At 34.5% G+C, this 25546-nt stretch carries 28 protein-coding genes; 7 read left to right on the forward strand and 21 right to left on the reverse strand.

Features of this window, described 5'->3' with window-relative positions; genetic code table 11:
* Window positions 1-240: 240 nt before the first annotated feature.
* Complete coding sequence (gene htpG / locus PI23P_RS07095) at window positions 241-2148, reverse strand: molecular chaperone HtpG (protein ID WP_004570093.1); 1908 nt, start codon at window positions 2146-2148, stop codon at window positions 241-243.
* A gap of 831 nt (window positions 2149-2979) precedes the next feature.
* Here htpG and PI23P_RS07100 point away from each other — a divergent pair.
* The 4 genes from PI23P_RS07100 to PI23P_RS07115 all read left to right on the forward strand — a co-directional run bounded on the left by PI23P_RS07100 (window position 2980) and on the right by PI23P_RS07115 (window position 5766).
* Window positions 2980-3987, forward strand: coding sequence for a 3-oxoacyl-ACP synthase III family protein (locus PI23P_RS07100; protein WP_004570094.1), 1008 nt, complete (start codon window positions 2980-2982; stop codon window positions 3985-3987).
* A 322-nt stretch (window positions 3988-4309) separates the two neighbouring features.
* Window positions 4310-5131 carry a GLPGLI family protein gene (locus PI23P_RS07105; protein WP_004570095.1) on the forward strand — a complete coding sequence of 274 codons (822 nt, stop codon included), beginning with the start codon at window positions 4310-4312 and terminating at the stop codon, window positions 5129-5131.
* A gap of 24 nt (window positions 5132-5155) precedes the next feature.
* Entirely contained in the window at window positions 5156-5344 is a 189-nt protein-coding gene (locus PI23P_RS07110) for a hypothetical protein (RefSeq protein WP_004570096.1), read from the forward strand.
* A 59-nt stretch (window positions 5345-5403) separates the two neighbouring features.
* The gene (locus tag PI23P_RS07115; RefSeq protein ID WP_004570097.1) at window positions 5404-5766 is read left to right on the forward strand and encodes a CoA-binding protein; all 363 of its coding nucleotides are present in this window, start codon (window positions 5404-5406) and stop codon (window positions 5764-5766) included.
* A gap of 18 nt (window positions 5767-5784) precedes the next feature.
* Here the strand turns inward: PI23P_RS07115 and PI23P_RS07120 are convergent, their stop codons facing one another.
* From PI23P_RS07120 to pyrR, 5 genes are all read right to left on the reverse strand, one after another.
* Window positions 5785-6699 (reverse strand): ribonuclease Z, encoded by a 915-nt coding sequence (locus PI23P_RS07120; protein WP_004570098.1) that lies wholly within the window; start codon window positions 6697-6699, stop codon window positions 5785-5787.
* On the reverse strand, window positions 6696-7016 hold the full coding sequence (locus PI23P_RS07125; RefSeq protein ID WP_004570099.1) for a T9SS type A sorting domain-containing protein: 321 nt from the start codon (window positions 7014-7016) through the stop codon (window positions 6696-6698). Before PI23P_RS07125 ends, PI23P_RS07120 begins: the two co-directional genes overlap by 4 nt.
* Window positions 7017-7026: 10 nt before the next feature.
* On the reverse strand, window positions 7027-7359 hold the full coding sequence (locus PI23P_RS07130) for a hypothetical protein (protein WP_004570100.1): 333 nt from the start codon (window positions 7357-7359) through the stop codon (window positions 7027-7029).
* 1 nt (window position 7360) lies between these two features.
* Window positions 7361-8290: an aspartate carbamoyltransferase catalytic subunit gene (locus tag PI23P_RS07135; RefSeq protein ID WP_004570101.1), complete on the reverse strand. Its 930-nt coding sequence runs from the start codon at window positions 8288-8290 to the stop codon at window positions 7361-7363.
* Between the two features lie 68 nt (window positions 8291-8358).
* Complete coding sequence (pyrR, locus tag PI23P_RS07140; RefSeq protein WP_004570102.1) at window positions 8359-8898, reverse strand: bifunctional pyr operon transcriptional regulator/uracil phosphoribosyltransferase PyrR; 540 nt, start codon at window positions 8896-8898, stop codon at window positions 8359-8361.
* Window positions 8899-9206: 308 nt separating this feature from the next.
* Between pyrR and PI23P_RS07145 the strand changes: the two genes are divergently transcribed.
* A complete protein-coding gene (locus tag PI23P_RS07145; protein WP_004570104.1) occupies window positions 9207-10571 on the forward strand; it encodes a tetratricopeptide repeat protein in 1365 nt (454 codons plus the stop codon).
* Between the two features lie 384 nt (window positions 10572-10955).
* Here the strand turns inward: PI23P_RS07145 and PI23P_RS07155 are convergent, their stop codons facing one another.
* From PI23P_RS07155 to PI23P_RS07170, 4 genes are all read right to left on the reverse strand, one after another.
* Window positions 10956-11681, reverse strand: coding sequence for a head GIN domain-containing protein (locus PI23P_RS07155; protein ID WP_004570106.1), 726 nt, complete (start codon window positions 11679-11681; stop codon window positions 10956-10958).
* Between the two features lie 72 nt (window positions 11682-11753).
* Window positions 11754-13418 carry a PspC domain-containing protein gene (locus tag PI23P_RS07160; RefSeq protein ID WP_004570107.1) on the reverse strand — a complete coding sequence of 555 codons (1665 nt, stop codon included), beginning with the start codon at window positions 13416-13418 and terminating at the stop codon, window positions 11754-11756.
* Window positions 13411-13758 carry a PadR family transcriptional regulator gene (locus PI23P_RS07165; protein ID WP_004570108.1) on the reverse strand — a complete coding sequence of 116 codons (348 nt, stop codon included), beginning with the start codon at window positions 13756-13758 and terminating at the stop codon, window positions 13411-13413. Before PI23P_RS07165 ends, PI23P_RS07160 begins: the two co-directional genes overlap by 8 nt.
* Before the next feature lie 10 nt (window positions 13759-13768).
* The gene (locus tag PI23P_RS07170; RefSeq protein WP_004570109.1) at window positions 13769-14209 is read right to left on the reverse strand and encodes a DUF4870 domain-containing protein; all 441 of its coding nucleotides are present in this window, start codon (window positions 14207-14209) and stop codon (window positions 13769-13771) included.
* 149 nt (window positions 14210-14358) lie between these two features.
* Here PI23P_RS07170 and PI23P_RS07175 point away from each other — a divergent pair, with 149 nt between their 5' ends.
* Window positions 14359-14811 (forward strand): DUF4442 domain-containing protein, encoded by a 453-nt coding sequence (locus PI23P_RS07175; RefSeq protein WP_004570110.1) that lies wholly within the window; start codon window positions 14359-14361, stop codon window positions 14809-14811.
* 56 nt (window positions 14812-14867) lie between these two features.
* Here the strand turns inward: PI23P_RS07175 and PI23P_RS07180 are convergent, their stop codons facing one another.
* The 10 genes from PI23P_RS07180 to PI23P_RS12370 form a co-directional block, all read right to left on the reverse strand.
* The gene (locus PI23P_RS07180; protein WP_004570111.1) at window positions 14868-15572 is read right to left on the reverse strand and encodes a DUF4369 domain-containing protein; all 705 of its coding nucleotides are present in this window, start codon (window positions 15570-15572) and stop codon (window positions 14868-14870) included.
* Window positions 15573-15609: 37 nt separating this feature from the next.
* Complete coding sequence (locus PI23P_RS07185) at window positions 15610-16914, reverse strand: DUF819 family protein (RefSeq protein ID WP_004570112.1); 1305 nt, start codon at window positions 16912-16914, stop codon at window positions 15610-15612.
* A gap of 3 nt (window positions 16915-16917) precedes the next feature.
* Window positions 16918-17595, reverse strand: coding sequence for a DUF2490 domain-containing protein (locus PI23P_RS07190; protein ID WP_004570113.1), 678 nt, complete (start codon window positions 17593-17595; stop codon window positions 16918-16920).
* Window positions 17596-17604: 9 nt separating this feature from the next.
* Window positions 17605-20823 carry a WD40/YVTN/BNR-like repeat-containing protein gene (locus PI23P_RS07195; RefSeq protein WP_004570114.1) on the reverse strand — a complete coding sequence of 1073 codons (3219 nt, stop codon included), beginning with the start codon at window positions 20821-20823 and terminating at the stop codon, window positions 17605-17607.
* A 416-nt stretch (window positions 20824-21239) separates the two neighbouring features.
* Window positions 21240-21404 carry a type II toxin-antitoxin system antitoxin gene (locus PI23P_RS12365; RefSeq protein WP_004570115.1) on the reverse strand — a complete coding sequence of 55 codons (165 nt, stop codon included), beginning with the start codon at window positions 21402-21404 and terminating at the stop codon, window positions 21240-21242.
* A 112-nt stretch (window positions 21405-21516) separates the two neighbouring features.
* Window positions 21517-21921 carry a hypothetical protein gene (locus PI23P_RS07200; RefSeq protein WP_004570116.1) on the reverse strand — a complete coding sequence of 135 codons (405 nt, stop codon included), beginning with the start codon at window positions 21919-21921 and terminating at the stop codon, window positions 21517-21519.
* A complete protein-coding gene (locus PI23P_RS07205; RefSeq protein ID WP_004570117.1) occupies window positions 21908-22165 on the reverse strand; it encodes a hypothetical protein in 258 nt (85 codons plus the stop codon). Before PI23P_RS07205 ends, PI23P_RS07200 begins: the two co-directional genes overlap by 14 nt.
* A gap of 113 nt (window positions 22166-22278) precedes the next feature.
* Window positions 22279-22410, reverse strand: a complete 132-nt coding sequence (locus tag PI23P_RS12840; RefSeq protein WP_004570118.1) for a hypothetical protein — start codon at window positions 22408-22410, stop codon at window positions 22279-22281.
* A 2-nt stretch (window positions 22411-22412) separates the two neighbouring features.
* Window positions 22413-22571: a DUF4177 domain-containing protein gene (locus tag PI23P_RS12520; RefSeq protein WP_004570119.1), complete on the reverse strand. Its 159-nt coding sequence runs from the start codon at window positions 22569-22571 to the stop codon at window positions 22413-22415.
* 27 nt (window positions 22572-22598) lie between these two features.
* On the reverse strand, window positions 22599-23135 hold the full coding sequence (locus PI23P_RS12370) for an SPFH domain-containing protein (RefSeq protein ID WP_437438060.1): 537 nt from the start codon (window positions 23133-23135) through the stop codon (window positions 22599-22601).
* Window positions 23136-23521: 386 nt separating this feature from the next.
* On the opposite strand from PI23P_RS12370, the gene PI23P_RS07215 reads away from it, so the two are divergent.
* Entirely contained in the window at window positions 23522-24304 is a 783-nt protein-coding gene (locus PI23P_RS07215; protein WP_004570121.1) for a S1/P1 nuclease, read from the forward strand.
* Window positions 24305-24944: 640 nt separating this feature from the next.
* Here PI23P_RS07215 and PI23P_RS07220 read toward each other — a convergent pair.
* Window positions 24945-25466 (reverse strand): superoxide dismutase family protein, encoded by a 522-nt coding sequence (locus PI23P_RS07220; RefSeq protein WP_018941816.1) that lies wholly within the window; start codon window positions 25464-25466, stop codon window positions 24945-24947.
* Between the last annotated feature and the right edge of the window lie 80 nt (window positions 25467-25546).

Here is a 25546-nt window from a genome sequence, read left to right on the forward strand (position 1 = left end):
TACAATTCTTAGCGTGCTATTACCTTGTAAAATAGAGTTTGAACCTTTCCTTAAATTTACTGATTATTTTTCATTTTTTAAAGTTTGATCTTTATTTTTTTCAATTTAAAAAGCCTCTTTATTTTCACAAAGAGGCTTTCGTATTGTTTGCGCTTTCAGTCAAAGTACAGCAAGGAATTCATTGAATTTAAAGTCAAGTCAATGGGTTACTTCATTGTTTTTTTGATGAATGGCTCGTTTTTATTTAATCAATGCATATGAACGTTTGATAAAGTTTGTCAACTCTTCACCATGTAAAAGGTTCTGAGATAATTTTGCCAAATCAAAAGCTTGAGAAATTAAATGTTTTTGTGCTTCGCCATCTTTATTATTTAAAATGTCAGAGACCAATGGACTGTTTGTGTTTACCACTAAATTGTACATGTCAGGGAAATTACCCATTCCCATCATGCCACCGCCACCTCCAGATGCTTGCATTTCTTTCATTCTGCGCATAAACTCAGGAACTGTAATGATAAAAGGAGAAGCAGCAGAATCCATTGCTTCTAATTGAACCGTATACGTTTTTGAGTTTACTGCAGCCTCAATAATTGGTTTTAAAGTGGTTGTTTCTTCATCAGACAATTTAGAAATTACATTATCTTCTTTTTTTATTAAATTATCAATGTGATCTGCGTCCACTCGCGTAAACTTCACTTTTTCAGCAGAACCCTCTAATTTCTGCATCAGGTGCGAGATAATAGGAGAGTCTAAAATTAGTACTTCATACCCTTTTTCGGTTGCAGCTTGGATAAAACTGTGTTGTGCATCTTTATTTGCAGCATATAGAACAACATGGTTTCCGTCTTTATCTGTCTGAGAATCTTTTGTTTTTTCGAGTAACTCGTCAAACGTAAAATAAGAATTTGCTACGGTTGGATACAAAGCAAACTTTTTCGCTTTGTCAAAGAACTTGTCTTCAGATAACATTCCGTATTCAATAATCACTTTGATGTCATTCCATTTCTTTTCGAAATCAGCTCTGTCTTTCTTAAATAAAGAGACTAATTTATCACCTACTTTTTTAGTGATGTATCCCGAAATTTTCTTGACAGCACCGTCCGCTTGTAGTCCAGAACGAGAGACATTTAAAGGAATGTCTGGAGAATCAATTACACCTTTTAACATCTGTAAAAAGTCAGGAACGATGCCCTCTACGTTGTCCGTTACAAAAACTTGATTTTGGTACAATTGGATTTTGTCCTTTTGCATGTCCATTGATGGACTTAACTTAGGAAAGAATAAAATTCCTGTCAAGTTAAAAGGATAATCAACATTTAAGTGAATGTGAAATAAAGACTCTTCAAATTGCATCGGATACAATTCTCTGTAGAAATTATCATAATCCTCCTCTTTTAAGTCTGCAGGCATTTTTGTCCAAGCGGGCGCAGTATTGTTGATGATGTTATCAACCGTAATTTGTTTGTGTGCTTCTGTAGTTTCTTTTCCTTCTGCATCTTTTGTCGTTGCAGGTGTAAATTCAGGATCGTTAATTTCTTTCGTTCCAAATTTTATGGGCACTTGGTTAAAACGATTGTATTTGTCTAATAAGCCTCCGATTTTATTTTCTTCTAAAAAGTCTAAAGAATCTTCCGCTATATGCAAGATGATTTCTGTTCCTCTGTCTGCCTTATCGCTTTCCACCAGTGTAAATTCAGGAGAGCCATCACAAGTCCAATGAGCTGCAGGTGCATCTTTAAAAGATTTTGTAATCAATTCTACTTTTGAAGCTACCATAAACGCAGAATAGAAACCAAGGCCAAAATGTCCAATAATTCCCGCCTCGTTGTCTTTGTATTTGTCTAAAAATTCTTCTGCACCAGAAAATGCAATTTGATTAATGTATTTTTCAACCTCATCAGAAGTCATTCCTAAACCTTGATCTTTGATCGTAATTGTTTTGGCTTCTTTGTCTATGCTTACTTCAATTTTAGCGTCTCCTAACTCTGTGTCAGCCTCTCCAATTGCGATGAGATGTTTTAGTTTAGAAGTTGCGTCTGTTCCGTTAGAAATAAGTTCTCTTAAAAATATTTCGTGATCAGAATACAAGAATTTTTTTATCAGAGGAAAAATATTTTCTACCGATACATTAATGTTTCCTTTTGCCATTTTATTTTGTTTTATTAATTAGGAATAGCTATAGTCAAATAAAATACCAAAGAGTGTTTTATGACAAGATGACAGAAATATTTTTCATGTTTGATTTTTGTTTTTTGTAGTAATTTTTTTTAAAAAATTCATGTTAGAGATATGAAGTGGTAACGATTCGCAGTGCGCTCCCGAAATTTTGATTTTTGACTGTCTGTAAAAGGAGCTAAGGTGGTAGTTGCTAAAAAGGATCTTGTCTAATTAAAAGAAAGAGTATTGCAATGGGCATTTGGTACTGTGTTGTTTCTAGAATTGGTGGATTGGCGGAGATTCCAATTGTTAAACCCTGTGATCGGTTTAATATTTTAAGCAAAAAAAATACAGAGAAAAGGACGCTTTACAGTGCTTTCCCGCTATAATTAATTTTTTTATGAAAATACTGGGTATTTGATTCGAATAAAATAAATGGCAAAGTCAGCCTTTTTTACAGACGCTTTTTGCTTTGCTGCAAGTTTTCTTCAAAATAGTTGTAAACAAGCTACGGGCATTTCGTGCACGCAGTTTATTGTTGTCCTATAATAGATTTTCATTGTTTGGTTTATGTTTTAGGTTTTTTTTTCGTTTTGTTGACAAGGGCAATTCGGGATTTGAGTATCAAAGCCAAATGATTTGTAGCGGTATTCTTATTTCAGAATATACTTTAGATAAAATATCTAAGAACTAAATATCTCGTAACTTTGCTTTTTTATATTTTACGATTTTAGCTTGTGAGATAAGTCTATCTCTTCAAAGTATATCGGTCTATCCCCTTCTTAAAGCATTACAAGCAAATAAATAAATAACTACTAAAATATGTACAATTCTAAAATTACTGGACTTGGATCTTATGTTCCAGAGAATGTTGTTACCAATGACGATTTAAAGGAATTTATGGAAACTTCAGACGAATGGATCCAAGAGAGAACTGGAATTAAAGAAAGACGTTGGATAGATCCAGGGTCGGGAGATACTACAGCTGTGATGGGTGCAAAAGCATCTAAAATAGCCATGGAGCGAGCAGGGCTCACAAAAGATGATATCGATTTTATTGTGTTTGCCACTCTAAGTCCAGACTTGTATTTTCCAGGAAGTGGGGTATTGGTTCAGGATCTTTTAGAGATGCCTACAATTGGGGCTTTGGATATTCGAAACCAGTGTTCTGGTTTCATCTATGCAATGTCTGTGGCGGATCAATTTATAAAGACTGGAATGTATAAAAACATTTTGGTGATTGGTGCAGAAAATCATTCGGGTGGTTTAGAACGTTCGACCAGAGGTAGAAATGTAACTGTCATTTTTGGTGACGGCGCAGGAGCTGCCGTTTTATCGCGATGTGAGGAAGCAGGGAAAGGAATTCTTTCTTCCCATTTACACTCGGAAGGAAAGCATGCAAAAGAGCTGGTTTTAGAAGGACCTTCAACACAGCGTTGGGTGCCAGAAATTCTTGAAAATAATGATCCAGATGATGTTTCTTATTACCCACATATGAATGGCCAATTTGTTTTTAAACACGCCATTACTCGTTTTTCTGAAGCGATTGAAGAAGGGTTACAAGCCAACAAACTAGCGAAAGAAGATATTGATATGCTAATTCCACATCAGGCAAACTTGCGCATTGCGCAGTTCATACAAAAAAAGTTTAGACTGTCGGATGATCAGGTTTTCAATAATATTATGAACTACGGCAATACAACAGCGGCCTCCATAATTATTGCTTTAACAGAAGCCTGGGAGCAAGGAAAGATCAAAGACAACGATTTGGTTGTTCTCGCTGCTTTTGGTAGTGGATTTACTTGGGGATCTGTGATTATCCGCTGGTAGAAGACAGGTGTTTCTTATGGTTCTAAAAGGATACAAAAAGGTGCTCATTTTAAGAGCACCTTTTTGTATCAAAATTGTAGGAAAGAGAAATGATCGTTCAATCAAACGGGAGGAAGTCGAACAGCATTTTTTGAAGTACAATTGACAATTATTAATTTTCTACAGGTACTGTTAGGTTCTTCATATTTTAATATCAAGCAAAAACGCGTTCATTGCAAAAGGTTTGTGTTAATTTTAAAGTATTGTTAAATTTTGACCTAAAAAATGGCTTTGTTAATTAATTGGTTATTTTTACAATTAACCTTTAAAAAATAAGCCAATTATGAAGCTCATTATTTTAAATTTTCCCTTATATATCTGTAGTATTGGTCTTTTTTTTACCACAAATGCTCAAAATTTTCACGGGAAAGCTACCTATGTTTCTAAATCAAAAATGGATTTAGGCAGTTACGGAGCAACAATGAGTGAAGCTAGAAAAAAACAAATTGCGGCCCGCCTTAAAAATCGACTTGAAAAGACGTATGTGTTGCGTTTTAATAGTAAGGAATCTACTTTTTTAGAAGAAGAAAAAATTGATGCTATTTCGGGAGCTACTGACTCTTGGGGAGGGTATTTTTCAAGAGGAGATCAGTACAAAAATATAAAAGAGAGCACATTGGTGCAGAGTCAAGAGTTTTACGGAAAACGATTTTTAGTAAAAGACACGCTTTATAAACTAGAATGGACGATGGGAACGGAATCAAAAAAAATAGGACAATACACCTGTTATAAGGCCAAAGCTTTTGTGCCTGACATAGAACTAAATTGGTATGATTTTTCTTGGAGCGATTTAAGAACAAGTGAAAAGAAAGCAGATCAGAGTGCAGTAGTCTCTGAAAAAATGGTGGTTGTAGAAGCTTGGTATGCACCGCAAATTCCGTTTGCTCAAGGACCGGGTGAGTTTTGGGGTTTGCCTGGACTAATTCTTGAGGTTAGTGTAGATAATACCACTTTGTTATGCACTGAAATTGTAATTAATAAAGAAAATAAAGTACTTATTGAAGCACCAGAGAGGGGTACAGATATTACAAAAAAGAACTACGCCGAGACAGTTAGAAATAAAATGATAGAAATGAGAAGCAACAGAATGGGAAGAAGAGGTTAATTTTTTTAATTAAAAAATCGAAGTATGAAAAAAAAATACAAGTTTCTTTTACTGCTGTCAAATCTTGGACTGTTTTTTTTTATTTTAAATATATTTTCAGGAATGATCATTTTTGAATATGAAAAAACAAATGGCATTGTTATCTTTATTTGTTGTCTATTTAATAGTGCGATCGCCGTAACATCAGCAATAAAAGGGACCAAGGACAATTAATTGCATCTAATGAAAAATGTGTTTTATCAAGTTTTCTTGCCTCTTAAAAAAATACAAATATGCAAAAAAAGACACTAGTGCTCGGTGCTTCTGTGAAAGAAGACCGCTATGCTAATAAAGCGGTTAAAAAATTAAGAGCCAATCATATAGCAGTTGTTGCCATCGGTTTAAAAAAAGGGAACATTGGTGATGTGTTCATTGAAACTGAAAAGTTATCCTATCCAGACATTCACACCATTACTTTATATATTGGTCCTCAGCACCAACAGACCTATTATTCGTATATTCTAAGTTTGCATCCAAAGCGCGTACTGTTCAACCCAGGAACTGAAAATGAAGCATTGGTGGCATTATTAAAAGAAAATAACATTGACCGTGAGGTTGCTTGTACTTTGGTTCTTTTAGCAACAGGGCAATATTAATGCTGGCATCGGCATCTGTTAGTTGATCGTAAAAATAGCTCCTGGTTTTGCCAAAGCCACATTTTTAAAAACGGTTTCGGCTTCTTTTTGAAACAGAGAAGTGTCTGGATACCTGCCAGAATAATGTCCAATGACCAATTGTCCAACATTTGCGTCTTTTGCAATTTGTGCCGCTTCAAGAGATGTAGAGTGCTTCGTTTTTTTTGCTAAATCTTGTCGATCGGCTAAAAAAGTAGCCTCGTGGTAAAGCAGATCTACATTTTTTATAATGGGAACAATATCTGGCTTATAACTTGTATCACTGCAAAAAGCAAAACTTAGCGCTTTGGATGGCATTTCTGTGAGCTCAGAATTTAGAATGATTTCTCCCGAAGCTAGTTCAACATTTCTTCCCGCTTTGATATTTAGATAATTTGCTTTGTCAATTTCTGGATATCCGCTGATATTGAGCATGTTCAGTTTTCTAGGTTTTTCTTTTTCTGTAAATAAATACCCGTTGGTATATACGCGGTGCGTTAAAGGTATGGTATGCACGCAAACCTTGTCATCTTCGTAAATGAGCACACTTTCTTTAGAGGACAGCTCATGGAAAATCATATCGAATTTGGCATGAGATTCAGAAATTTTGAGCATTTGTAAAGTGGCTGCTTTAATTCCTTTAGGTCCAAAAATATGCATTTCTTTTTCTCTACTCAGAATACCGTAGGTAGACAATAAGCCAACCAGACCATAAAAATGGTCTCCATGGAGATGCGAAATGAAAATATGGTTTATTTTAGAAAACCCTACTTTGTATTTTCGCATTTGACGCTGTGTGCCTTCACCGCAATCAATTAAAAAGTGATGGTTGTTTATTTCTAAATATTGTGAAGTTGGAAATGCATTTACACGTGGAGTTGCAGAATGACAGCCCAAAATGGTAAGGTTGATCATTGAATAACAAACCGTTTAGAAATTAATATTTTTTCGTTTTGAATACTGTAGAGATACATTCCTGCTATTAAATTATTTTTATAAAAAGGGATAGTGTTGATGCCAGTTTTGGCAACATATGCTTTTTCAAAGACTGTTTTTCCCAATATATTTCGCACGGTTAAAATTACAGTGGCATTGGATGACGTGTTGAAAGTAATGGTAGTTTCATTTGCAAATGGGTTTGGAGCTGTAGATAGATTTGTTATTGGTTTTTCTTGCGAAAACCCTTTAAAACAAAGCGTTAAAAGTAAAATAAAAAGTACTTTTTTAATCATTTTTTACGATTTAAAATCCTAAAGATCTTTCAATAGCTTCCATTTCTAAAATATCTTCTGCTTCTTGTAAAGTGGGAACAATATTTATTGTCTCTGGAAACATATCAATATTTACAATTGTGTTTACAATAACAAAGGATGTACCTTCTTGCTTTTTTTGCACGGCTACACTCAAAAATAATGAAAATTCTTCGTTTTTAATGTTAATTTCTTCAGAAATTTGAAGAACGACATGTACTGTTTTAAAGTCAGCTACTTTTCCAAAAAACGCATCTTGAAATGCTTTTAAGGAATGTTCATCTGAAGAAATTAAGCAATACTTTTCTTTTTTATCAACTATCATCTTATCGTTTTATTTGCTGTGCTAATAAATAGATCACCGCCATTCGAATTGCCACACCGTTTTCTACTTGATTTAAAATAATGGAATTATTAGAATCCGCAACAGCACTCGTAATTTCTACACCACGATTAATAGGCCCGGGGTGCATGATCACAATTTTTTTGCCGAGATTGTCTAAAATATCTTGGTTTATTCCGAAAAGCTGGGTGTATTCTCGTGTTGAAGGAAAGTACTTAATATCCATTCTTTCATGTTGCACGCGCAAAACATTGGCAACATCACACCATTCTAAAGCTTTTTTTAAGTTCGTTTCTACCTGTACGCCTAAGCTTGTTATATATTTGGGTATTAAGGTTGTTGGGCCACAAACCTTTACTTCTGCACCTTGGAGTTGTAGTGCGAAAATATTAGAAAGTGCGACCCTAGAGTGCAACACATCTCCTACAATTACTATTTTTTTTCCCTTTACACTGCCGAGCTTTTCTCTTATAGAATAGGAGTCTAACAAAGCTTGAGTAGGATGCTCGTGAGTGCCATCACCAGCATTTATGATTTTTGCATTTACATGCTTGGAAAGAAAAACACCAGCACCTACATTTCCATGCCGCATGACCACAATGTCTACTTTCATGGCTAAAATATTATTGACGGTATCTATTAATGTCTCTCCTTTTTTTACGGATGATTGACTTGCGGAAAAGTTAATGACATCGGCGGAAAGTCTTTTTTCGGCCAGTTCAAAGCTTAGTTTTGTTCGGGTGCTATTTTCAAAAAATAAATTGGCAATGGTGATGTCTCTTAAGGAAGGTACTTTTTTAATGGGTCTGTTAATTACCTCTTTAAAATGATCGGCTGTTTTAAAAATAACATCAATATCATTTTGTTTTAAGTATTTAATACCTAATAAATGCTCCACGCTTAATTCTGACACATCAAAAGTTTTAAGTTCGCTATTTTTTTATTTTTCTTCATTCTCACTTTTTAAATTCCTTTTGGCAGCTATTTGAGTTCTATAAAAACGGCGTCTTTTTTATGCGTTTCTTTCCAGGTAACTAAAACCCTTTCTTCATTAATTGCATCTACCTGTCTGCCTTTATAATTTGGCTGTATTGGCAGATGTCGGCTAAATCTCCTGTCTATTAAAACTAGTAATTCAATATTTTCTGGTCGCCCATACGATTGAATTGCTGTCAACGCTGCTCTAATGCTTCTTCCAGAGAAAAGAACATCATCAATAATAACTACTTTTTTATCCTCAATAAGAAAATTCATTTTTGAGGTTTCTGCGGCGAGTGTGGTTTCTTTTCGTCTAAAGTCATCCCTATAAAAGGTGATGTCTAACAGTCCCAATTCTAAGTTTTCAATATGGTAATCTGTTTTTAATAGCGTCGTTAATCTTTGTGCGAGATAGGAACCTCTAGGTTGCAATCCGATCAATACCGTGTTAGAAAAATCGTTGTGGTTTTCAATTAACTCGCAAGCCAATCGATGTAGGATAATTTCAATATCTTTTGAGTTCAATAAGGTTTTTCTGCTCATTAGAAGGCCATCAATTTAGCTTAATGGTTATTGAAAATCAAAATTAACTTAAATTTTTGGAGACACAAAATTATTCTTTATGAAATAAGACGTGAATTGTGTGATAGACTTCAATTGTATAGGAGAACAATCGAAGTGTATTGCACAATTTTGTAAGGGATTTTATTGATGAATTATTTATTGTTTTTGAGACTTGTCGTTTTGTAAAACGTACATTTGTTAATTAAATTGTTGAAAAAAATAAGAGTGCATCTAAATGCATTTCAGCAGTTGCAATACCTTTGTAAAATAATTCAAATCCCTTAGTCATGTCCCTATTAAAATTTGAATCCATGCTCAAAACCAACAACATCTATTTTTTTGATTTGTCGGAGTTTGAAGACATTATAGTGCACTACTTAGATACTGGTAAAATAGCCTTGGCAAAAAAGGCAATAAAGTTAGGGTTGGAACAACATCCACAATCTATTGACTTGAAGTTGCTAATGGTAGAGACCTATTTGGTAGAAAATGAGATTGAAAAAGCATCTAAATTATTAAAAAAAATTGAGGTAATAGCTCCTCAAAATGAAGAGGTTTTCATTCAAAAGGCCACTATTAATTCTAAAAAAGGATTGCACGAAGAAGCCATTGTAAATTTACAAAAAGCACTTTCTTATTCGGATGACAAGATTGATATTTGGTCTTTAATGGGGATGGAATATTTATATTTAGAAGATTTTAAAAATGCCCGAATAAATTTTACCAATTGTATTGAAGCGGATTATGAAGATTACTCTGCGTTGTATAATATTGTCTATTGTTTTGATATGCAAAAGCAACACGAAGAGGCGCTAAAATATTTAAATTCTTACATCGATATAAACCCGTATTGCGAAGTCGCTTGGCACCAGTTAGGTCGTCAACAATTTGTATTAGAAAATTATAAGGAAGCTTTAAAAGCTTTTGATTACGCTGTTTTAATTGATGAGTCTTTTTTGGGAGGATATTTAGAAAAAGCGAAAACTTTAGAACAATTAAACAACTATCAAGAGGCAATTGATAATTATTTAATTACGCTGGAGTTAGACGATCCTACCGCTTTTGCATATCTTAGAATTGGAGAGTGTTATGAGAAGTTAGAGAAGTTGGATGCTGCTGTTTCGTATTATAAAAAAGCGGTGCACGAAGATCCTTTATTAGACAAAGCATGGATTTTGCTATCCAACGTTTATTTTGATCAAGAAAATTATCAAAAAGCGGCTTATTATCTTTCAAAAGCCCTAAAAATTGACGAAGATAATGCCTTATATTGGAGACGTTACGCGGAAATAAACCTGCGTCTTAGTTTTTTTAAAAAGGCAGTTATTGGCTTTAATAGTTGTTTGGAACTGGGAGATACTTCTCCAGAAATTTACATGGGCTTGACAGACGTTTTGTCTTTTTTAGGAGAATTTAACGAGGCACTAAAAGTAATGTTGAAGGCGCAAAAAACATATCAACATTTTGCTGAATTGGAATACAGATTTGTTGGGCTGTTTTTTTTGTTAGACAAAGAAGAATACGCTTTCACTCATTTGATCAACGGAATGAGAATTGATTATGAATATCATATGATTCTAAGTGAGTTATACCCTACAGTGTACGAAAACGAAAAAATACAAAAACTCTTAATTGATTACAAAAGAATTTAGCGTGTATTCTCAATGCGAAAGTGCTTTACGTAAAAAGCTTCCAACATAAGAAAAATAGTTGCCATCAATTTATACCTGCTATAGGAGCCTTTGCTTTTAGTTTTTCCGAACATTTCAATTCTATTTTCTTTGTGATCTTAGAATGAAAAGAAGACGCGGTCTCATGGCTTTTATGCGCTTTACAAGCCTTGCTGTTCTTTTGGTTTTCACTGGCAGTCTCGTGAGTAATACATCCAAATAAGAGCATTGTAGTGGTCAATATTATTTTTAAGAAAGTGAGCATAGGTAGCGTTGTAAAAGTTTTATTGCGTTCAACAGGTTTTTGAATCCCGTACATTTATTTTGTTGTGCAACTTATCTTGGTTAATAGCAATACGGAGATTGTTATTTTTTAGAAATATTTCCACCAGAAGTGGTTGTTTTTTTAATGATCGTTGGACTTCCTTTGAATTGAATGGATCCACCGCTTGTTGCTTTTGCTTCAATTTCTAACTCCGCGTAAATATGTATGTCCGCGCCACTGGTTGCTTTTGCAGTTACGTGCTCGCTTTTTAAATTAGAAGCATCAATAGAACTTCCACTTGTGGCACTGGAAGCGTGGTATGTGCTGCGACCATAAATTTTGAGATCTGCGCCGCTTGAAGTTTTTGTTGTTAAATTTTGTGCTTTTATTTCAAGACGTATATTTGCACCACTGGTGCTTGTGATGATAGCTTCCTTTGCGTTGATAAGGGTTTCGCCGTAGACATCACTTCCACTTGTTGCTTTTAAAAGTGTTAAGTTTTTTATGGTTACATATACTTTTTTTGATTTTGCCTTCCATATATTGTTTTCGGTATAGATTTTTAAGACTCCTTCATATACTTCGGTATAAATAAGCGCATGCAAGTTCTCGTCTGCTTCAACCCTAATTGCGTTTGCATTTCCTTGGCGGATATAAAGGTCAATACCGTTGCTTACTTCTATTTCTGAAAATTTTGCTTGTGGTTTGCGTTCTTTTACTACGATGTTCCTGTTGCCAATGACTTTATTAAAAAGGTCTATATTGCAAGATGTGCAAAGCGTAGTAATAAAAATGAGAGCGAGTAGTTGGATGTTTTTCTTTTTCATAATGTTATTTTTTAAGAGCGCATTCTTTTGAGCATGGGTATATAATTAAGAGATCGTAGTTGTTTTTTTTATTTACAAGCTTGCTTCTTCTAAGATTGTTGAATTGCAATCTGTGCATGTTAAAACGGTATTCGTCATTTTAAAGTGATGGTTTGCCATATCACCATCGTACATATTTGTTTTGTTTTTCACATCGCTTAGAAATTTTTTAACCGAGTTATCTAAATAAATAATTGTTTTTTCAGGCACATATACCGTGATCTCTACTTCTTCATCTTTAAAAACATTTTTTAAGTCGGTTAAGAAAAAGGCATTTAAAATTAAATTATTTTTCTCAATAGTATATTCATATTTTATTTCTTCGGCACTTTTTCGTGCTTTTGCGCTACTTGCAGCGTAGGAGGTCTTTTGAATAATGAGATAAGCCGCATTTGAGGTGCTTCTTTTGATGTTTAGGTGGATGTCATTTGTATAAATTAACAAGTTTCCGTTTACCTCCACTTCATGTTTTTTAGAATTTCTTTTTAAATTGTGTTGATAATGGATTGCATCGTCATTGCGAATTTTCAAAACTAGGGTATCCTTTGAGGCGATTTTTAATGGATATTTTTGAACATATTTTCCGAAATTTGAATGGTTCGTTCCAAATTCTACCGCAGTAAAAATGACAATTAGTAAAGCAATAAACCAGATTCCTAAGAGTGTTAAAGAAGCCGTTTTACTAAACCTTTTTAGATTGCTAGACAAGATTCGAAGTCCCAGTACTAATAGTATTAAAAAGGGAATTCCAATTAAAGTAAGAAGCGATATTGTTAACATCCATCGCGGGAGTGTGGCAGCGTAGAAAAAATCTGGATAGCTGATAAAATTGCTTTCGATATTTAAAAACTCAAAACTACCAATAGAAAATCCTCCAATAATTAGACATAAAATAACAGTAGCCGCTGTAAATACTAAAAGAAAGCCAATAAATTTTCCGAATATTTTAAAGAAAATTCGGATTATTTTTTCAATTGTATTTATGAAGTCTTGCAATCCATTATTTTTTTTTTTCTTTCCTGAAAAAGTTTGTCCTATTTTTTCCGAAAATTCGTGTGCGCCATCTTTTATTTTGTCAGAGGCATGATGTGCAGCGCTCCTTACACTATCTGAAACGTTGGTAAATTCCTCTCGAATCTTTTTCTCAATATTGTCAATGTTTACAGCTTCGCCATGCATCTGCAGTTTTTCGGCAGTCGTTCTAGCCTCTGGTAACAAGATCCAAAGAATACTATAAATCAGTATTCCAAATCCCGCACCAAAGAACAATGCGAGCAGGCCTAAACGAATCCAGATAGTATCCATATTAAAATAATGTGCAATTCCGGAAGCAACCCCTCCTAAAAATTTGTCTTCACCATCTCTAAATAATTTTTTTCCAGTAGCATTGTTTTTAGATTGGGAAAAATTAGGCTCCGAATAGGACGCTTCGGGTTCAGAATAATCTTCGGGTTGTCCCATGATTACAATGATGTCTTCGATATCACTTTCGCTTACTACTTGACGCGAATCTTTAATTTTTTCAGACAACAGTTCGCTAATTCGTGCCTCGATATCTGAAATAATTTCATTTCTTCCCTGTGAATCGTCACTTAAAGAAGAGGAAATTGAGTTTAGGTAGCGTCTTAGTTTTTCGTACGCAATTTCGTCGATATGGAAGAAGAATCCCCCCAAGTTAATATTGATTGTTTTATTCATTTGTTGTTGTTGTTTTTGTGCTTGTTATTTGTTGAACTGCGTTTATTAAATTGCTCCAGGTTCTGTCTAATTCTTTGATAAATAAGGCACCATTTTCTGTCAATACATAGTATTTTCTTGGTGGTCCACTGGTAGATTCTTCCCAGCGATATGTCAGCAATCCTGCATTTTTCAGTCTTGTTAACAAAGGGTATATCGTGCCTTCTACCACAATCATTTCAGCACTTTTTAAAGTGGAAAGAATTTCAGAAGTATACGCATCTCCATTTTTTAAAATGGATAATATGCAATATTCTAAAACACCTTTTCGCATTTGTGCTTTTGTGTTTTCTATCTTCATTTAATTACTGTTATTTTATAAATTTTATCGTAAAAGGGTATTTGTAATGTTCTTTATTTTTTGCCTTTATGGACGCTATAATTACCAAAGCAATTCCTACTAAATGTAAAAAGCAAATAAGCAAACCAACTCCAATAAATCCAAAAAGTATCGCAGGGTTGAAGTCGAAGTTAAAATGAAAGTTTTCGGCATTTTCAAAGTTTATAAAACTTTTAAAAAAGGTACTGAATGCCAAAGGAATAAAAGCAGCTGTTAAAACAAAAGAATATAAGGTGTAGCTTAAGTTGAAGTTTACGGCCTCTTTTCCCTGTTCGTTTAAAAAAGGATTTTTATCTTTTAAAGTTTGCCAAGCAATTAGTGGAGCAATGATATGGCCAAAAGGAAATATAAAACCCAAAAAAGCAGAGATGTGTATTAAAAAGGCATTGGTATTTTGATTGTTCTGTTGCATGATAGAGCTTATAAAATGTTTGATGTGGTAAATATATATATAAAAAGGTATTATGTAATGCATAGTACTATAATTAACATTTTATTAACATTTGGTACTTTTTTGCTATTGCTTAAAAATGTTTTAAATTGCGGTATATATATAGTATTATGAAGATAACCCCACGGCGAATTAATGTGTTTATGTTTTTTAAATTGCCATTGGCTTATCTCGCAGGTGTGCGCATTCAGCAGTTGTCAAAAGAAGAGGTAGTGGTTGCAATTAGGCACAGGTGGATCAATCAAAATCCCTTTAAAAGTATGTTTTGGGCAGCTCAAGGGATGGCTGCAGAAATGAGCAGTGGCGTTTTAGTGCTGAAAGCAATCGAAAAATCCAAAGAAAAAGTGTCGATGCTAGTAACACATCAAGAAGCCAACTTTTTTAAAAAGGGTACTGGAAAAATAGTGTTTACGTGCACTGGTGGAAAAGAAATTCAGGAAGCAATTCGGATTTCTAAAGAAACAAAAGAAGGACAGATAATGGTGCTTACTTCAGAAGGAAAAAATGAAGAAGGTGTTCTGGTCTCTTCTTTTAGTTTTGAGTGGAGTCTAAAGGTAAAATAAAAAGATCCACTGCTTCCAGTAGACCTTTTTAATAGCCGAGCCTAAAAATATGTAAACTATTTGTTTTCTTGTGCTTTAATTTCATTGATGTAATCGTCTAAACGCTTGCCATAAATAGATTTTTTAACTTCGGATGACAGCGATTTGTTTACAGTATCTAACAGCTTAATGTTGGCATCAAAGAGTTCTGTTAAGGCAATGTAGGCAGCCGCTTCAGAAGTACCGTTATTCAATGCAAAATTAGCAGTGTATAAATATTTTCTTCGCACCATGCGATTGAAATCCTTTTTTACTTTTTCGATTAGATCCGTATCCTTCGCTTGCACTGCTTCAAATTGCTTTTTGATAAATTCTAAGCGTTGGTTTCTAAATTGATTGTTAATATTCATGTAGTCATTCAAAACCAATTGATTGCTAGATCCAGTAATTTCAGGACTAAATCCAAAAGTGTCGATGTCGTCATTAATGGTAATCGTACCTTTATTTCCAAAGAACAGGATTCTTTTATCCATTGCGTTTCCGTTGAAGGTAAGGTAGTACATGACAGGAGAGTCTACATTGTCTGTTAACGTAAAATTCCCATCACCATAGACTTGCATAGAGTCTACAGAAATCATTGCAGTGTCATTCATCTTTTGAAGATATAAAGTTCCTTTTTTTAATCCCTTTATGGTTCCCTCTACAATCATATTTCCTTCCTTTTTAGAGGAACAGGCAAGTATTAAAAGGGATGCTGCAAAAACAACTATAATTTTCTTCATTTGTTAAAAGTTTGGATTACAAATATGCTTTAAATTTTTAAATTTTTGAGGCTAATTCCATTAAAACTGTACATAAAATTGCGCCAACAGTGCCAATTGCATATCCAAAAACAGCTAATAAAACACCTACAGTGGCAAGTGAGGGATGAAAAGCTTGCGCTACAATTGGTGCAGAAGCAGCACCACCAACGTTTGCTTGACTGCCAACAGCTAAGAAAAAGTAGGGCGCTCTTATTATCTTTGCAACAATAATTAAGAGTGTGGCATGGATGCCCATCCAAACAAATCCTATTGCCATGAGGCCAGGATTGTCTAGCGCTTGATTTAAATCCATTTTCATTCCAATAGTAGCCACTAAAATATAGATAAAAATACTCCCTAATTTACTTGCACCGGCACCTTCGTAGTTTTTTGCTTTTGTGTAAGAAAGTAAAATGGCTACAATCGTAGATATGCTGATCAACCAGAAAAAGCTAGAGCCTAAAAAAGAGAATACATTCCTCCAAGTTTGTGAGGTAATATTAGCGACAAAACCAGTGAAGAATTCACCCAAATATTTTGCTGAGAAGTGACCAAAACCGACAGTGCAAAATGCAATTGCAAGCATTACCATATAATCAGGTAAGGTTGGATTTTTCTTTATTTTTTGCGTAAAATGAATGACTTTCTCTTGTAGCTTTTCAATGGCAGTGGTATCTGCTTTTAGCCATTTATTTATTTTATCTTTTTTTCCGATTCCGATCAGTAATATCGCCATCCAAACATTGGCTACAACGATATCTACAATCACCATTCCACCATATTTAGCAGGATTGTATTGATAGATTTCTAACATCGCAGTTTGATTTGCACCACCACCAATCCAACTACCTGCAAGTGTAGAAAGCCCTCTCCAAACAGCGTCAAAATCTCCTCCGCCAACCGTTTCTGGAGAAAAGATAGAAATTAATAAAATAGCTAAGGGTCCTCCAATTACGACGCCTACTGTTCCTGTAAAAAACATGATTAAAGCTTTCGATCCTAAATTGAAAATAGCTTTTAAGTCAATACTCAAGGTCATCAAAACCAGCGCTGCTGGCAATAAGAATCTACTAGCAACATAGTATAGTTCAGAAGATTTAGCAACAATTTCTCCTGCCGCACTTGTCGTTGTCCATTCTGGTGAGATCACGCCAAAGGTTGTGAAAAGTGCAGGAATAAAATAGGCCATAAATAGGCCAGGAACAATTTTATAGAATTTAGGCCAGAAGCCTGTAGTGAGCTGCTCTGTGTAAAAAACAAATCCTAAAGCGCCCATTAAAAGGCCAAAGACAATTGCATCATTTGTAAATATTGGTCCCATCTTTTACTTTTTTTTGGTGAAGTCTGTATGTATAATAATACCCAATTGCATTCTATTTAGAAGAAGCGTCGGACTTTTTATTTGAAAATAGCCCATTTTTAATTGGATATTTTGATTCCATGTATATAAGAATCCAGCACCTGCCCAATTTTGATCAAATCTTTTCGTACTGTTTAGGTTTAGGAAAATTTCATTAAAAAGGTAGGCGCTCCAAAGTTTAGAAATTGGATAGCGTATGTTCAAGCTGTAGCGCAACCAATTTTGAAATTGGTTTTTGGTTAAATTCTTGTAGATAAAACGTTGCTCAAATCTAAAACGATGCTTTACAGTAAATTTTTTCCAATTTGATTTTAGATTTAGATCTTCATAAAAACGAGATTCGTATAAGTTTGCAGAAGAAGTGTCGTATGCGGTGTCTGCACTCGCGTAACTAACGCCTAAAGTAATATTAGTCTTCGGTGTAAACGCATAATTAATGCCCAGTCGGTAAATCTCTTGTTGAAATGCACTAGCGAACTCAAAATAGCGAAAATGAGCCATTGTTTTAAGTGCATACTTTTCGGATAGTTTATGAGATCCGTTGTACATATACCAAGTTCCCAATTGATTTTCAGGATTTTTTTGTCCTTGAGTTTTAACACATATAAAACTCAAGAACAAAATTAAAAAGGCTTTCTTCATATAATAGCGTTAGTCCGTAATGTAAATTTTGGTTTCTCTAAAGGGCGAAATTATAATATTTTCTGTAGCTGCTTTGTACGCAGTCCAATCTTTCGCAAAGAACGCATTGGTTTCAGAAACTACTTTTTTAAATTCTGCTTTAAATTGATTCATCAACACTTTTTCTGTTGTAGTTTGTTCACCAAAACGAGAACGAATATAAGAACTTGCGACACCAAAGCGCTGTGTAACGGTGATTTCAGGATTTCTAGTGATTCCTTGTCTTTTGTCTATAGTACCTAAATATTTGGAGATTAAAGTATCAATTTTCTTAATAATTGTTGTGGACGCTTTAATTTCAGCTTTGTATTTTTTTAAAGTATCACTGGCAGAAGCATCTTCTTTAGTTAATTGCGCTTTGATGGTGGTTGCGGTGTTTTTACTCGTTACCAATTGTCTTACTATGTTTGTAATTTTATCTTGATAGGATTCAAGTACTTTACCTGCATCATACTTCTGATTGATAGCCAGTTCAGACATTTCTAATCTTGGATCATATGCAACGTTAATTGTTTGCTCAGCCACCTCTTTTCCAAAAGTCATTTTTAATTGATAGTTCCCGGGTTTTACAGAAACACCACTGGGTTCTCTTTTTGACTTCTTTAAACTTCTAGAAGCTCTTGCAACTCCTTTTTCTCTCAAATACCAGGTAGTTTTATGAATACCATTTTCTTTAGGAGTTTTGAATTTTAAAGTTCGAATGCGTCTTGTTCCATCAAAGATTTCTAACTTAATAGAGTCGTATTTTACCTTATTTGTATCCTTTTTAATATCAATATCGTCCTCTTTTTTCTCTGTTGTCTCTTTTTTAACTTCTTCAGGTTTCCGAATATAATAAGAAATACGTGCGCCAGATTTTCTATTTTCTCCTTGGTAAAGTGCATCTGCTCCAAAGCGACTTCCGGTAGGCTGCTGGTTTTTTGCTTGGTATGCAGTTGGTGGAGTAAATAGCGCTAATTTTTTCGAAATGATCTTGTTATTATTTGCAATAGCTCTTAATGGTCTAATGTCATCTAAAACCCAAGCTGCACGTCCAAAAGTTCCGATAATTAAATCTTGTTCTCTTGGGTGAATGACCAAATCTTTTACTGGAACTGTAGGAAAACCTGTGGTCCATTTTATCCATTTATCTCCTGCATTTACAGAAACATACAATCCGTCATCAGTGCCTAGAAACAGTAAGTTTTCATTTTCTGGATCTTCAATAATACACAAGGCATAACTTTGTACGTCATTTTTATCGACGATGCGTTCCCAAGAATCCCCATAATTTTTTGTGCGATATGCATAGGGAGTGTAATTAAAACGTCTGTAATCATTTGCAACTAAAAGTGCTTCTCCTTTGTTTTTGTTGGATGCTTTTATCTGAGTAATCCAGCTGTTTTCTGGCAACCCTTTTAAGTTTTTAGCAACATTTAACCAAGTGGTACCTCCATTTTTTGTGATGTGTACTTGACCGTCATCTGTTGCGGCCCATAAAACATCTTTTTCTAGCGGAGTGGGTTCTATTACTAAAATTGTACAATGATTCTCTGCGCCCGTGGCATCCATGGTCAATCCACCACTTTCTGCTTGTTTTAATTTTTCTGGATTATTGGTAGACAAATCAGGAGAAATAACTTCCCAAGTCAACCCTTTATCGATAGATTTATGTACAAACTGACTTCCGAAGTACAGTGTACTATTGTCAAAAGGATCCATGTTAATAGCAGCATTCCAATTGAAACGCAATTTTACATTTGCGTCTTTGTGTGTTGGCTTTACAGAATAATTATTTCCTGTAATATGATCATATCTTACCACAGATCCTTGCTGGCTCATCGAAAAACCATAGCGCGAATCGTCTTTGTCTGGAACAACATCAAAACCGTCACCAAAACTAAGTTCTTGCCAATATGAATTTCTGATTCCTTGAGACTTCCAAACATATGCAGGGCCTCTCCAAGAACCATTGTCTTGCATTCCGCCATATACATTGTAAGGAAATTCATTGTCTACATTGATATGATAAAACTGTGCTACTGGAATATTTCCAATAAAACGCCAAGATTTACCACCGTCTTTTGTAATGTTTAGACCACCATCATTCCCATCAATCATGAATTCACCATTGTTTGGATGCATCCACCAAGCGTGATGATCTGGATGCACTCCATTGTCTACTCCATAAGCAGGCATTAATTCTGTAAAGCTCTTTCCTCCGTCTTGCGAAACATTTATATACGTAAACACAGTATACAATCTATTTTCATTCTGAGGAGCTACATAAATTTCTGAATAATAAAAAGGACGTGTTCCAATACTTGGTTTGTCATTTATTTTCTTCCATTTAAATCCACCATCTTCACTTTTATACAGCGCATTTTTCTTTGCTTCTACCAAAGCATATATAATATCAGGATTGCTGGGTGCTATTGCAACACCAATTCTACCCAATTCACCCTTAGGGAAACCCTCTTTTTCTGTAACTTGTTTCCAATTATCTCCACCATCATGCGTGATATATAGGCCACTTCCTGTTCCACCAGATTTAAAAAACCAAGGATCGCGTTTGTGCTCCCACATAGAAGCAATTATTTTATTGGGATTTTTAGGATCCATGATCAAGTCTGCTGTGCCAGATCTACTATTCGTAAACAGCATTTGTTTCCAGTTTTTTCCACCGTCAATTGTTTTGTAAACACCGCGCTCTTGGTGCTCTCCCCAAGGAGAACCAATGGCACCAGCGTATACGATATCAGGGTTTGTAGGGTCGATGAGAACTCTATGTATATGACGGGTTTTTTCTAAACCCATTGCTTTCCAAGTTTTTCCAGCATCTAAAGATTTGTAGATTCCGAAACCACCATTCAAACTATTTCTCGGATTTCCTTCTCCAGTTCCCGCCCAAATTATACTGGGGTTGGATTGCTGAATGGCAACTGCTCCAATAGAGGCCGTAAGTTCTTTTTCGAAAATTGGTTCCCATTTTATTCCGCCAGAGTTAGATTTCCAAATGCCACCGGAAGCAGTACCTACATACATTATTTTTGGATCTGAGGTCACCACGTCAATCGAAGTTATACGTCCAGACATGCCTCCAGGGCCAATATTCCTGGGGGTCATGTTTTTTAAAAGATCCATGGAAAACTCTTGAGAAAAAAAGAGGGAAGTGGTACCTAATAAAAGTAATGTGAATAGTTTTTTCATTTGAATAGCTTTTTTTAATTTTTATAATGGCGAACAAGGTACAAAATAGAAAACGGGCTATTTAAATTGATTCCTTTTTTAACACTTGTGTTTTGTTTGTAAAAATTTTGTGATTGAATTCAGTAAATTGAGATGTAATTATTATTCGTATTCAAAATTTATTTCTTTGGGACTTCAATTATAATCTGATTTATTGCTGCTTTTTAACAAGAGCTAAAAATGATTGTGCGAGGAGTATTGAATTATTTTTTGTTAAAAAATGCATTTTTTAAATTTCAGGAACGATGTTAAGAAGGATTAAAAAACGTGGGTTGGGCATTTTTTTGGAGGAGGGCGTTTTTTGTGAAATTTTTTTTTTCAATATTAAGTACTTGAATTCAATGTTTTATTATTGGACATTTCATAGGCTACGTATTTTATAGTTCCTTTTCTTTAGGACTGCGTTTTGCTTCTTTTAAAGCTTGCATCAAGATCCATTCTATTTGTCCATTGGTAGAACGAAACTCGTCGGCAGCCCATTTTTCGATGGATTTCAGTGCATCTTCGTTAACTCGCAAGGCGAAAGCTTTCTTTTTCGACATATTTTATCTTATCAATTAAGCAGAGGTTAAGTTTATTTTTTGTGTTGTTATTATTTATTTTAAATCTTTAAAACATGGAATACCGGAAAACGGTAATCACAAAATTACAGTTTCAATTATTTATATTTATAATCAAAAAGAGTCTGAGGTGTGCAGTATCTGGCAAAGCAAAGCAAAGCAAAGCAAGTAAAGGTGCCGAGATAAGCATCACCTTTAAATCAGTTTTTTTTTCTTTAGCACTTTGATCTCTTTTTGGAAACGAATTCACTTCCCGATATTTGCTATCAAAAATAAAACGAACAGAATTTGACGTACATAATGCTGAAACAAGCCAGGTATTTTTTTCTGAGCGGTAGCCGTTTGGTTTTCCAAACAAATCAAAATGAACAGCAATTTTAGTGGTTAATGCTTTAGACGATAGCATTAAATACGTCCACGATACAATTAATAGGGTTTCAGTTGCTGTTACTAAGGTGTGGTCTAAATGCAAGAAGTAGTTGCTTTTAATAGCTGCCATAGATCTTTTTTTGATAATTTTTTAAAACATTGTTTACCTCTTCTTTTTTTTGGGTGCCAATTAATAATTTTTTTCCATTCTTTAATACAAGTTGAATACCGATAGCTCCAGAAATATTTACATATTTCCCTTTTTCTTTATTCCAAAGTAGTCCTCCTTTTATACCCCATCCGCTATATTCTCCAATGGGGTTATAGTTTCTAACATGCGCTGTTTCAATTTCTTGCCATTGAATGTGTTTCATCTTTAAATCAAAAGGTAGAAATTGATAGTAAATGCCGTTTTCATCAATGCAAGTCTTTAATTGAAAGAAAAAAGCAAAGACAGCAGAAATTGCAATACCTGCAACCGTTAATGCTAGTTCTTGAGCAGACCTGGTTGTGTTTGCGTATTCCTTGCAATTACAATTATCGAAACTGCAATACCAATACTCAAATTAGCGAATAACCAGGTTTGCGTAAAACGCTGTTCTTCTTTAAAAACTTTCATTGTTATCTGTTTTTGTCTCTTTCTAAAATCATAGAATTCCAGCCTGGAGGTACTTCTATGTAAACCCAGCCTTCTCTTGCATATTGATTTAATAAATCCTCAAAATTTTGAACCCGATTTCTAAAGCCTAATTTTAATTGTACGATTTTATATTCTTTCATTTTTAATATATCAAAGCTGTGCTCTTTTTAGTGGCTTAGTGTTCCAGTATTTACAATGGGAGATGCTTCTTTGTCACCACATAAAATAATAAGAAGATTGCTAACCATAGCCGCTTTTCGTTCGTCATCTAATGCAACAATTTTTCTTTTACTTAATTCCGACAGCGCCATTTCTACCATTTCAACAGCAACTTGTACAATTTTATGTCGGGCAGCCACAATTGCGGTTGCCTGCTGTCTTTTTAACATGGCAGAAGCAATTTCTTGTGCATAGGCTAAATATCCAATCCGTGCTTCGGAAACTTCATTTACACTTGAGCGCAAAGTAATATTTTCATCATGTCCTTCGTCGGCAAAATTATCATACGAATACATGCTTGCTAACTTTCTTACGGCAGCATCGGTTTGAACGCGCACGAAATTTTCGTAATTGTCTACATCAAAGGCAGCTTTGTAGGTATCTGTCATTCTCCAGACTAATATGGTTGAAATCATAATTGGGTTTCCAAGCTTGTCATTTACCTTTAAGCGCTCACTATCAAAATTACTCGCTCTTAAAGGGATTGTTTTTTTCTAAAGAAAGGATTTGCGCAATACAATCCATTCTCTTTAATGGGCCCTGCATATTTATAAAACAGCAATAATACTTTAGGAGTATTGGGATTTACCAATATAAACCCAAAAAAAAAAAATTATAAAACTAAGTGCAGTGGCTATAAGGTAGGCGCCATTTTCTTGCGCAATGAAAAAGCGATGCTTTAAAAAAACAGTAGTAAAACAATTACGAGCATTAGTAACCGTTCGCCGGTTTGATTATTTGTTCTGATTACATCGCTGTAATTTATATTGATATTAAATTGATATCACAAACACGGGTTTATTTTATCGATTTGAAAATATTTCTATACTTATTTTTTATAACTTCGCGTGAAATATTTAAAAAATTAGAGATGAAACTTAAATTATTTTTATTAATTGCTACTTTTTTCTTTACAAAATCGGCAACAGAGGACGCTTTTTTTTGGGGACAAAATGGGCATAGAGCAACAGGAGAGATTGCTGAAAGTCACTTAAACAAAAGGGCTAAAAGAAAAATCGATAAGTTGTTAAACGGTCAAAGTCTAGCCTTTGTTTCTACGTATGCAGATGAAATAAAATCGGATAAAGCGTATAGCGAGTATGCTTCTTGGCATTATGTAAATATGAATTTAGACGAAACATATGCAACGGCAGCTAAAAATACAAAAGGCGATTTAATTACAGGAATTAATACGTGCATTGCTGTTTTAAAAGATAAAAGTAGTTCGAGTGAAGACAAGTCTTTTCATTTAAAAATGCTCATTCATTTGGTAGGAGATTTGCACCAACCGATGCATATCGGTCGAAAAGAAGACAAAGGCGGTAATTCGGTGAAAGTCGAATGGTTTGGAAAAAGGAGTAATTTGCATGCGGTTTGGGATACAAAAATGATTGAAGGTTGGAATATGAGTTATTTAGAATTGGCAGAGAGTGCGAAGAAGGTTTCTAAAGAACAAATTGCTGCAATTGAAGCAGGAACTTTATTAGATTGGGTAGCTGAAATTCATGAAGTGACTAAAAAGGTATATAATTCTGTGGATGCGAATAAAGGTATCAGTTATCGATATTCATATGATCACTTTGACATCGTGAGAGATCAATTACAAATAGGAGGAATTCGTTTGGCTAAAATATTGAATGATATTTTTTCTTAAAGGATATCTGTTTCGTTTTAAAAGTCTCATTAGTTTTTACTGATGAGACTTTTTTTTTGAGATTTTTTTGTTTTTAGAGCCAAAGAAAGTCTATACATGCTTGTAAAATAACGGTTTTACTTTGAGATAATAAATAGGAAGTGTGCGTCAAAAAATGGGGCTGTTTTTTTTGGTGCGTTTAGATTTCTAAAGCAAAAACAGAAAAAGTTAATTCCTTTTTTTGTAAAAAGGGCATTCAGGCCAACGTAGTTTTATTAGATGATATACATCAAGATATTTGGATTTAGGCAATAGACAGCAGTTAGTTTGCAGCAACCCCTGCGACTCTTATCAACAATAAAGAGAAACAGGCTATTTATGCGCAATCTTTTGATTTTGAAACGTTAGAAGCGACAGTAAAAACGTTTTTAAATACATAATTTATAATTGTAATTAGAGAGGTTTCTGCACTGTGATTTTGCGGATATGGATTGGAAGGTGGATTCCAATCTAGCAGCAGAGGAAGTAAAAAACAGCAAGTTGCTATGCGATTAAAGTAGGGTAATACGTCTTTTAAAAAATAAAAAACCCCAAATAATCATTTGAGATTTTTTATTGAATTAAGTGCTATTGTAATGTTAAAAAATTGACCGTTAGTTTCTTATTTTCGGACAATCTCACCACATCCAATACGCGGTCCCGCAGCACCTGAAGGTTGGGAACTAAAATCATCGGGGCCTTCATGAATTATGATGGCGTGTCCTACTATGTTTTTATTGATGTCTTTTCCACCAATAGACCATAGTGTTGTCTCTCTTTCTATGGTTCCAGTTCCATCTTCGGCAACAACTAAATTTCCAATGTCACCAATGTGGAATGGTGCTTCCATCCATTTTCCATGATTTTCACCTGTAGGATTCCAATGCCCACCAGCAGACTTTCCGTCGGGAGCAGAGCAATCACCAATGGCATGAATGTGGATCGCATGGTTTCCTTTTGAAAGCCCAGAAAGTACAGCACTCATGGTTACAATTCCTTCTTTCTCTATAAAAGTTACGGTTCCAGAAACAGTACTTCCACTTTTAGCTTCAATATTTGCAACGGCTTTTTTCTCTGCTACGGCGCACGAACTTAAAAGCACTGCTGAGAATGCAAAAATTCCCAATTTTCTTAAGATTTTCATACTTTTTATTTTTAAATTATACATTCAAAGATAAAGGCTTTAGGATATTTTCTATTGTTATTTTTTAAAATCTTTTTAGA

Source organism: Polaribacter irgensii 23-P (genome assembly GCF_000153225.1).
Lineage (GTDB): Bacteria > Bacteroidota > Bacteroidia > Flavobacteriales > Flavobacteriaceae > Polaribacter > Polaribacter irgensii.

Bases quoted from the DNA above. Each gene is read 5' to 3' on its own strand.
- htpG (WP_004570093.1), bottom strand. From the start codon at position 2,148: ATGGCAAAAGGAAACATTAATGTATCGGTAGAAAATATTTTTCCTCTG.
- PI23P_RS07100 (WP_004570094.1), top strand. From the start codon at position 2,980: ATGTACAATTCTAAAATTACTGGACTTGGATCTTATGTTCCAGAGAAT.
- PI23P_RS07105 (WP_004570095.1), top strand. From the start codon at position 4,310: ATGAAGCTCATTATTTTAAATTTTCCCTTATATATCTGTAGTATTGGT.
- PI23P_RS07110 (WP_004570096.1), top strand. From the start codon at position 5,156: ATGAAAAAAAAATACAAGTTTCTTTTACTGCTGTCAAATCTTGGACTG.
- PI23P_RS07115 (WP_004570097.1), top strand. From the start codon at position 5,404: ATGCAAAAAAAGACACTAGTGCTCGGTGCTTCTGTGAAAGAAGACCGC.
- PI23P_RS07120 (WP_004570098.1), bottom strand. From the start codon at position 6,699: ATGATCAACCTTACCATTTTGGGCTGTCATTCTGCAACTCCACGTGTA.
- PI23P_RS07125 (WP_004570099.1), bottom strand. From the start codon at position 7,016: ATGATTAAAAAAGTACTTTTTATTTTACTTTTAACGCTTTGTTTTAAA.
- PI23P_RS07130 (WP_004570100.1), bottom strand. From the start codon at position 7,359: ATGATAGTTGATAAAAAAGAAAAGTATTGCTTAATTTCTTCAGATGAA.
- pyrR (WP_004570102.1), bottom strand. From the start codon at position 8,898: ATGAGCAGAAAAACCTTATTGAACTCAAAAGATATTGAAATTATCCTA.
- PI23P_RS07145 (WP_004570104.1), top strand. From the start codon at position 9,207: ATGTCCCTATTAAAATTTGAATCCATGCTCAAAACCAACAACATCTAT.
- PI23P_RS07155 (WP_004570106.1), bottom strand. From the start codon at position 11,681: ATGAAAAAGAAAAACATCCAACTACTCGCTCTCATTTTTATTACTACG.
- PI23P_RS07160 (WP_004570107.1), bottom strand. From the start codon at position 13,418: ATGAATAAAACAATCAATATTAACTTGGGGGGATTCTTCTTCCATATC.
- PI23P_RS07165 (WP_004570108.1), bottom strand. From the start codon at position 13,758: ATGAAGATAGAAAACACAAAAGCACAAATGCGAAAAGGTGTTTTAGAA.
- PI23P_RS07170 (WP_004570109.1), bottom strand. From the start codon at position 14,209: ATGCAACAGAACAATCAAAATACCAATGCCTTTTTAATACACATCTCT.
- PI23P_RS07175 (WP_004570110.1), top strand. From the start codon at position 14,359: ATGAAGATAACCCCACGGCGAATTAATGTGTTTATGTTTTTTAAATTG.
- PI23P_RS07180 (WP_004570111.1), bottom strand. From the start codon at position 15,572: ATGAAGAAAATTATAGTTGTTTTTGCAGCATCCCTTTTAATACTTGCC.
- PI23P_RS07185 (WP_004570112.1), bottom strand. From the start codon at position 16,914: ATGGGACCAATATTTACAAATGATGCAATTGTCTTTGGCCTTTTAATG.
- PI23P_RS07190 (WP_004570113.1), bottom strand. From the start codon at position 17,595: ATGAAGAAAGCCTTTTTAATTTTGTTCTTGAGTTTTATATGTGTTAAA.
- PI23P_RS07195 (WP_004570114.1), bottom strand. From the start codon at position 20,823: ATGAAAAAACTATTCACATTACTTTTATTAGGTACCACTTCCCTCTTT.
- PI23P_RS12365 (WP_004570115.1), bottom strand. From the start codon at position 21,404: ATGTCGAAAAAGAAAGCTTTCGCCTTGCGAGTTAACGAAGATGCACTG.
- PI23P_RS07200 (WP_004570116.1), bottom strand. From the start codon at position 21,921: ATGGCAGCTATTAAAAGCAACTACTTCTTGCATTTAGACCACACCTTA.
- PI23P_RS07205 (WP_004570117.1), bottom strand. From the start codon at position 22,165: ATGAAACACATTCAATGGCAAGAAATTGAAACAGCGCATGTTAGAAAC.
- PI23P_RS12840 (WP_004570118.1), bottom strand. From the start codon at position 22,410: ATGAAAGTTTTTAAAGAAGAACAGCGTTTTACGCAAACCTGGTTATTC.
- PI23P_RS12520 (WP_004570119.1), bottom strand. From the start codon at position 22,571: ATGAAAGAATATAAAATCGTACAATTAAAATTAGGCTTTAGAAATCGG.
- PI23P_RS07215 (WP_004570121.1), top strand. From the start codon at position 23,522: ATGAAACTTAAATTATTTTTATTAATTGCTACTTTTTTCTTTACAAAA.
- PI23P_RS07220 (WP_018941816.1), bottom strand. From the start codon at position 25,466: ATGAAAATCTTAAGAAAATTGGGAATTTTTGCATTCTCAGCAGTGCTT.